The organism is Candidatus Neomarinimicrobiota bacterium (assembly GCA_022567655.1).
Classification (GTDB): domain Bacteria; phylum Fidelibacterota; class SORT01; order SORT01; family SORT01; genus JADFGO01.
This window is the reverse complement of sequence record JADFGO010000098.1, coordinates 1-7,597: the sequence shown is the minus strand read 5'-3', so window position 1 is coordinate 7,597 and position 7,597 is coordinate 1. Positions and strand designations below refer to the sequence as shown.

Below are 7,597 nucleotides of genomic sequence, written 5' to 3'. Positions count from 1 at the left end.
TAACGTTAGGAGATTTAAACGAGCCGGATGAGGTAGTTGAGGGCATAACAGAACTCTGGCTCAGAATATCCACTCGACTCGTAAAGCTCTCGCCCTCAAAAGTCGCTATAACGCTTAATCTCACTGTGTCGCCGAGAGTCGTAAATGTGGCAACGTAAGAGCCGCCCATGAAGTCAGAGCTCGAATATGAGGTATCATTCCCTGTTTGGGAATAAACGGAGATACCATACTCAAGCGCACTGTTAGCAACGTTTTGGGCGAGGATGGTCTCTGTGTATTCAAACAGATTGGTTTGAGATCTCTCCGACGTCTTATTTATGTTCCCGCGGACAAAACCGAAGATTACTATAAATCCCAATACGACTATAAGCGATGCTCTACCCATTATCCTATTCGCATTATCTTAATAAGTTATTACTCGCACGTACCTTCAACACGTATGTCGTGGAGCATGAAAGTACCAGGATAGACCCGGTCGGTCTTGACGACGACCTTGAATCTGAGTCGCAGTTCATTCACCCAGCCGGCGAGTTCGGATATGTTCTCATAAACTCTGAACCAGCTCGCATTGTGCTCGTGTCTGGCTTCTACCCGGATATTGGTCAATACCCAGGAATCGTCGTTGGGAAGGATATTTTCCTTTCTATATCGAACGAAGACTGTGCTGCATTTATTCAAATTAATGGGATTCTTTATTTGCAGCACTATTGTGTCCTGCCCTGAAGCCGTTGCGAGATCTTCGTCGTATGGAAACACAAACGATAATGAACCGTCTGAAAGTTCAGGCAGAACGTTTCCTTGCGTTTCCCACTGATTAATGTCTGTACTTGAAAATATTGGTGAATATTCAGCACCATAGTCCTGAGCGATGCCGATTCCGGCGATTAGAAACAGACTAACGACCGATATAGATGTATTTCGAATTATCGATTTCACTTTCATGGCACATTCTCCTGTTGCTTAATTTATACATCGGTTCACTTGGCGACGCCGCATCAATGGGGTAGCAACCCCGTTGAATAGGAACCCTTGTTTTCCCAATCCACTTATACATTGAATAATTCCGCCTGGAGACCTTTTTGCTATAAATATAATAGGTATCCGGCTATTCAAATGCAAATATAATTTATGGGCGGAGAGTCAAGTGTGATTTACGATACAATCCGCTTAAGTTTGTGACACAGGATACAATACCGGAAAGAATAGGGTGTATATTTGTGTCCGTAGATTGGTTCTACGGGTTACATTAACCAAGGACGTGAGTTAGAGAAGAAGTGCAAAGGAGTTATTTTTCCTTGACTTAAAGCTCAAACGTCCTTATAATCAGGAGACTCGGAAGTTAATGTCTTTTGTGAACTTTAGGGTAAAACGGCACTGATACAGGGCGCTGTTGCCCGCGATTTATTATCAGTAACGACAGAACGTCCAACAATTTCACAGATGACGATAAAAGTCTCGAACAGTTGATAGGAGGTTAAAAAATGGGACAACAACAATTGCTACTTATCGTACTCGGTACGATCATTGTTGGAGTTGCCGTCGTCGTGGGGATAAATATGTTCACGACGGGTGCTGTAAATGCAGAGCGCGACGCTTTGTTGCAGGATGTCAATAACATTGCGTCATCCGCCGCGTCATACTGGCGTAAGCCGGCGGCGCTTGGCGGTGGTGCGAGAGATTTCACGGGCGTAACCAGCGTAGTCACTTTTGGCGCTGATTCATCAAACGCAAACGGAAGCTTTGCAATAACTGGTTCTGCTACAGCAACCCAGTTCGTACTCACTGCTACAGGCGCGAACGAAGGCGTGGTTATAGTTGCGACTATAACTCAGCAGGGTGTCAGCGGTACTCCGACCATTACACTGCCGTAAAATTTGATAAGTTATTTAGAGTTTTACGTCAAGCACTAAATGCGATTCACGGGCGGCGGGACTTGGTCGCTGCCGCCCGTTGTGAATCACAAATGAAGTAAATCAGAGAGGTTACGATGCATAATGGGCATTGTTTCCTGACGGTCTACAACAGACAAAATTCGTATATGTCATTAGCGATTAATACATCGCGATCGGGAAAAGTATTTAGCAGCGGAATCAGGAGATAAAAGGCATTGGCTTTACGTATAGGGGACGTTCTTGTACAAAAGGAGATAATAACCCCCGAACTGCTTGAACAAGCGTTAGAGATTCAGAGTAAGGAACCGCCGGATAATCGAAGAAGGATCGGCGAGGTTCTGTATGAGGACCTTGACGTGGACAGGCATAAGGTCTTAGCAGCCCTCACCTCTCTTTATGCAATAAAAGAAATCGAAGTATCTGTGGATACAATTTCGGAAGAACAGCTTGAATTTATCCAGAAATTCCTCAGCGACCTTCCCGATGATACAAGAGCATCCATGATCCGCGCGAAAATGCTGCCTTTAAAATTCGACCGCAGAAACGGTGAGGGGGTTCTTACGCTTATCGCTGCGGACCCGACGGATCCGATACTTCAGTCTATCGTTGAGCAGTTAAATTACAGAAATTATGAAATTGCCTATACAAAAAAAGAGTCCGTAGATGAAATAATAAATAAAATCCTCTCCGGGCTCAACGATTTTCTCGAAATACTTGATGAGATTGATTATGACGATGATAGTGAAGTTAAAGAAGAAGATGTTGATGAAGCGGCGCTCGATGCCGAAATAAATCAGAGTGCGCTAACCGCGCTGGTTGAGGGAGTCCTTGTCGAGGCTGTAAGACAAGATGTAAGTGATATCCATATCATACCTTCTTCAACAACAACGACTGATTTTGTTTTCAGACAAGATGGAAAGCTCGGCATATGGCACACTCAGAAAGGCGTCAAACCTGAAGCGATTACAGCCGTATTTAAAGATAAAACAAGGAATGTCGATCGGTTTGAAAGAGATATAGCCCAAGACGGTTTTATTCAAAGGAAAGTAGACGATTACTTAATAAGGTATCGTGTTTCCATCATCCCGATTGTCGGAAAGGAATTTGACAGAAAATTTGAAAGCGTTGTAATCAGGATCCTCGATGACAGAAAGGTAATCTCCGATCTCAAGCTGCTCGGTCTGCAGCCAAAAGCAATGGAAGATTTTGAAAAATCTATTGCTAAACCTTCCGGTATTATCATCGTAACAGGACCGACCGGCAGCGGAAAGAGTACAACGCTGATAGCAGCGCTTTACGCGGTAATAACCCCAGAAGTCTGTGTGCTGACCGTGGAAGACCCCGTTGAATATCTCATTAAGGGCGCGAGGCAGTTGAAGATCAGCGATAAAATGGACTTCGATCTTGCTATGCGGGCGATACTGAGACATGATCCGGATATTGTACTTGTCGGTGAGATAAGAGATATAAAAACTGCCGAGATAGCAATTAAATTAGCGAATACGGGGCATTTGACTTTCTCGACTCTTCATACAAACGACGCGCCGAGCGCAGTTTCAAGACTTTATAAAATGGGAGTAGAGCCTTTCCTGATCGCTTATTCGGTAAATATAATAATGGCTCAACGGCTTGTGAGAAGATTATGTAAGGAATGCAGGGTGCCGACGGAGCAAGAAGACGCCGATTTTGCGCTAAGTATAGGATTTACGAAGGAAGAACTCGAAAAAATAACCATTTACAAACCGGTAGGATGCAACCAGTGCAGGAACGGATATAAAGGACGAGCGGCAATAATGGAAGCTCTTTATTTTACGCCGAGGATTCGAGAGATAATAATAGAATCCGGGACGGAAATAAACGAAAAAGCGATTAGTGAAGAAGCGGTAAAGAATGGCATGTTGACTCTTCGCGCATCCGGTAGAGCGCGTATAGAAGAGGGTCTTACCTCTGTGGAAGAGATAGCAGCAATAACGGTTGAGGATTGATAGAGACTTATGGGTCGAGCAGAGCTATTACTTGTTCTTGGTGCGCTTGTGATATTCGGCAGGTTCTCACTGATAGTAAATAATGCATTGTTAGAGAGCAGTACCCGCGTTCTTGAAAGCGAGTTTGAGATTACAGCTGTTTCACTGCTTCAGGAGATAATATACGAAGCGGGTTTGCAGGCATTCGATGAAGCGTCGGTAAGCACAATTCCGGGATCGGTTCCGGCGGATTTTACCGCGGCAGGCGTCCTCGGGAGTGAAACAGGCGAAACGTATCCGGATTTTAACGACGTCGACGACTATAACGGTATCTCTATAACGGGTACTACAATAGCAGGAATGGATTACACAATTGCAACCGAGGTCGGCTACGTGACTGCAGATGATCTCGTGACTTTTTCCTCTACACGGACAACCATGAAGCGCATGAACCTTACATTATCAAGCGTTTATTTGAGGAATGACATCAATTTGAGCTACGTTTATTCGTTTATAAGGGAGTAGAAGATGCCGGATATCGAATTAGCAGGTTCGTTCATGATCGGTGGCATGTTACTACTTTCGATATTGAGCCTGAACGCAGATATAATGGAGACCGCAACTATAAACTCTCTGGGAACTATAGCCCAGAAAAATGCCACAGTCATCGTCAGCATACTCGAGTACGACATACGCAAAATGGGTTATAACGTACCAACCGGTACGGTGGTGATAACCGATCTCTCGGACACAACAATTAAATTTTTAGCCGACGTCGATGATGATGGCATCGTAGAGGAAATCGGTTATTTTTTAGGTCCGAAATCTGAACCCTCCGATACCGACAACCCCAATGACCGATACCTTTACAGGAGCGTTGACGGTGCGGCTCTGGACATTGCCCTCGGTTTGATCTCCTGGAACTTAACGTATTTTGATTCTAACGGGGCTACGACTATAACACCTGCTGACGTCCGGACTATCAGGATCAGCTTTACCGTTGAAACGGTAATTTCCTTTGACGAGACGTACGGGTCTGCGCGATGGGAAGGAAGATTTTCACCTAAGAACATGCGGAGTTAATATGGCGAATAAAATGAACTCGGACAACGGCAAGGCAAATGCGGAAGTTGAGTCGAAGAAAAAGGGTTCGATCAGCGTCTGGTCTCAACACACAGGCTCTTTAATCTATTTCCAGAAGCCGCCACTTTTGTTGGCACATTTTCCAACCGATATCGCCGAAAAGTTCCTCTCCATGGGCTTCGATGAGCATTATAACGTTTATGATGATATTATGAAAGAGGGGCAGACGGGAAAGGAGATGTTCCTGATCTGCGAAGGAGAGGTAGCGATATACAGTCAGGGAATTAAGATGGCTACGCTCGAAAAGGGAGAGGTCTTCGGTGAACTGATACTTTTCAGGGATCATTACAGGATTGCGTCCGTAAAAGTAGAGAAACCGACCCGTTTGTTAAGATATACCCGCGAGATACTTAAGGACTTTTTCGGCAGAAACGGACAAAAGCTTTTTGATATTTACATGATGAATCTGATGGAGATATTGAGAAGAAAGCTGATAGCCACTAACAAAAAAGTGGTCGATCTGGAACGTCAATTACTTAATAAATAGACTCCCGCTACATTACGGACGTTTCGGAAGAGACGATTGTAAGTCCTACCATAACTACCATAATAATCATGGTCACCATTAAATCAATAAGAGTTACAACCTTTTCCATTCTATAACTGGTTTCAGCTTCATAATAGTTAGCCAGCTGAAGTGCATTGGATCTCAAGGCTCCTGATTCTGCTCCTGAACGAAATCGTGATAAAGCGGTTTTTGTAAATACGCCGGTCTCTTCCATCGCCTCAACTATGCCCTTACCTTCACCGAGCATAAGCGGAATACCGACTTCTCTCATTTGTTTTTCAATATAACTGTTTCTGCATGCTTCAGACGCAATTCTAATGACCTCAATATTTTCACCGGAACCGCTGTACAATGAATAAAAGACCCTTGCAAATATTTCAATGCTCATTTTATGGAGAAGGTCGCCAATCACCGGTATTCTTATTATGTACTTATCTTTAAATAATAGTCCCTTGGGAGTTCGAATCCACATCACCATGGAGACAGCCGGAATGATTATAATTGCAAGAATAATCATCCAATACGCCTGGAGAAAATTGCTGAAATCCATTGTGGTTGCCGTCATGGGAGGAAGTGTTTTTCCCATTTTAAGAAAGATACCGGCTGTTTTGGGAAAGATTACCATCACGTAGTATGCTACAACCAGTCCTATAACAAAAAGAGTAATGAAAGGAGTTACCAGGGCTTTCTTCATAGATTTTTTGAAATCTTCGTCTCTTTGCATAAATTTAGCCGTACTTTCGTAAATCTCTGCCATATTACCGCTTGTCGAAGCAACCGCTAACATAAATGCAGGGAATTTTCCAAATACAGATTCGTGTTTTCCAAAGACTTCCGTTCCCTCCTTACCTTCCTTAAGGTCTTTGCTTATCTCTTTAATTACTTCTCGCATTCTTTTATTGGTCGTATCTTCTCCCAAGAGGTCTAATATTTCATTGTAAGCCAAATTCTCATGAAGCAGATCAGCGCACAATCGTATCCAGGATGTTATTTCAGAGGAGGGAACTCCTCCTTTAAAATCAAAAAATTTCTTTTGTACTTTGAGTACTTTGAATCCGAGTTTTTCGAGCGCAGCCTGAAGCTCTTCTTTGCTGTAGGCTTTCTGTTCACCGTTTTGAATCTCCTGAGTGCCGCGCCTCACCCGGTATATAAAGTTTACTTTCTGGCGCAAGGATTGAATTTTCAGACGCCGTTTCACGGCGATCGATTCGGATTGTTTTTTCGCCTCTTTTTTATTTTCGGCTTCAATTATACCCTGAACAATCCTACCCCGGATATCTTTAGCCGTATATTTAAATTGTTCCATAGATTATCTTAAGTATCAGGGCAGGGCTATGACCGGCGTACCCGAAATTCCATTGCCGGTAATTGTTGCAACGACGGTCACTCCAGCAGTGCCGCCGGTTCCGGTAAGAGTGAATTGCGATCCTGTTACCGAGGACATGACGTAGCTGCCGACCGATACTAATAAGAAAAGCTGTTGCTGTCCCAAGCAAATACCTCCGGGTTGGTTCCGTACGATATGAGTGAAAAATCCGTGCTATACGCTGTTAACATGCTGTCCGGATGTTTTGAACAATGTTTAAGGTGAGAATCCGTATAATTACCTTAATTAATCTTTTGCGACTGTTGCGGTTATTATATGGCTAAATCCCTTTTATGTCAAGATTTAATGTAAGCGGCGGTGTTGTTTATTCAGTATCAGGGTAAAAGATTCGGCGATAATAATTGCATCTAATGGTCAACATGTTTGGAGTTTGTGAAATAAGATATATCTAAGTGATCAGCAGGTAGTGTAAGTCGTTAAAAGCATGCGATTTACATCAATATACCATTTGTAATTAACCGATATTAATATATATTATATTTAGGTGGGTTTTTAACGGCGTTACCTTAATTTAATAAAGCTTAAGTAGAATGAGAATAATTCTAAACATTTTCGGGATGTGAGTAGAGGAGAGGAGTATGGATACAGCTCAAATTGAAAATGCAAAAGCGATCTTAAAACCTCTAATCGAGCAGATGCCCGGTACTCTTTATGGGCTTGAGATGCAGATATATATAGGTGGAGTCGTAAATGATCTGGATGA

Annotated in this window: 9 protein-coding genes; 5 read left to right on the top strand and 4 right to left on the bottom strand. The window is 43.1% G+C overall.

Translation table 11 applies throughout. The annotated features are described in order from the left end of the window. Both IID12_08990 and IID12_08985 read right to left on the bottom strand, forming a co-directional pair. On the bottom strand, positions 1–385 hold a 385-nt coding region (locus tag IID12_08990; protein ID MCH8289224.1), incomplete at its 3' end, for a hypothetical protein. A 29-nt stretch (positions 386–414) separates the two neighbouring features. Beyond that, positions 415–942 carry a hypothetical protein gene (locus IID12_08985; protein MCH8289223.1) on the bottom strand — a complete coding sequence of 176 codons (528 nt, stop codon included), beginning with the start codon at positions 940–942 and terminating at the stop codon, positions 415–417. Positions 943–1,481: 539 nt separating this feature from the next. On the opposite strand from IID12_08985, the gene IID12_08980 reads away from it, so the two are divergent. The 5 genes from IID12_08980 to IID12_08960 all read left to right on the top strand — a co-directional run bounded on the left by IID12_08980 (position 1,482) and on the right by IID12_08960 (position 5,486). Continuing rightward, complete coding sequence (locus tag IID12_08980) at positions 1,482–1,871, top strand: hypothetical protein (protein ID MCH8289222.1); 390 nt, start codon at positions 1,482–1,484, stop codon at positions 1,869–1,871. Positions 1,872–2,107: 236 nt separating this feature from the next. Continuing rightward, positions 2,108–3,877, top strand: coding sequence for a type II/IV secretion system protein (locus IID12_08975; protein MCH8289221.1), 1,770 nt, complete (start codon positions 2,108–2,110; stop codon positions 3,875–3,877). Between the two features lie 9 nt (positions 3,878–3,886). Continuing rightward, positions 3,887–4,381: a hypothetical protein gene (locus tag IID12_08970; GenBank protein ID MCH8289220.1), complete on the top strand. Its 495-nt coding sequence runs from the start codon at positions 3,887–3,889 to the stop codon at positions 4,379–4,381. 3 nt (positions 4,382–4,384) lie between these two features. Continuing rightward, positions 4,385–4,939, top strand: a complete 555-nt coding sequence (locus IID12_08965) for a hypothetical protein (GenBank protein ID MCH8289219.1) — start codon at positions 4,385–4,387, stop codon at positions 4,937–4,939. A 1-nt stretch (position 4,940) separates the two neighbouring features. Next, on the top strand, positions 4,941–5,486 hold the full coding sequence (locus IID12_08960) for a cyclic nucleotide-binding domain-containing protein (protein ID MCH8289218.1): 546 nt from the start codon (positions 4,941–4,943) through the stop codon (positions 5,484–5,486). Positions 5,487–5,493: 7 nt separating this feature from the next. Here IID12_08960 and IID12_08955 read toward each other — a convergent pair whose 3' ends face one another. Together IID12_08955 and IID12_08950 are read right to left on the bottom strand one after the other, a co-directional pair. After that, entirely contained in the window at positions 5,494–6,813 is a 1,320-nt protein-coding gene (locus tag IID12_08955; protein ID MCH8289217.1) for a type II secretion system F family protein, read from the bottom strand. A gap of 15 nt (positions 6,814–6,828) precedes the next feature. Further along, a complete protein-coding gene (locus IID12_08950) occupies positions 6,829–6,999 on the bottom strand; it encodes a hypothetical protein (GenBank protein ID MCH8289216.1) in 171 nt (56 codons plus the stop codon). Positions 7,000–7,597 lie beyond the last annotated feature (598 nt).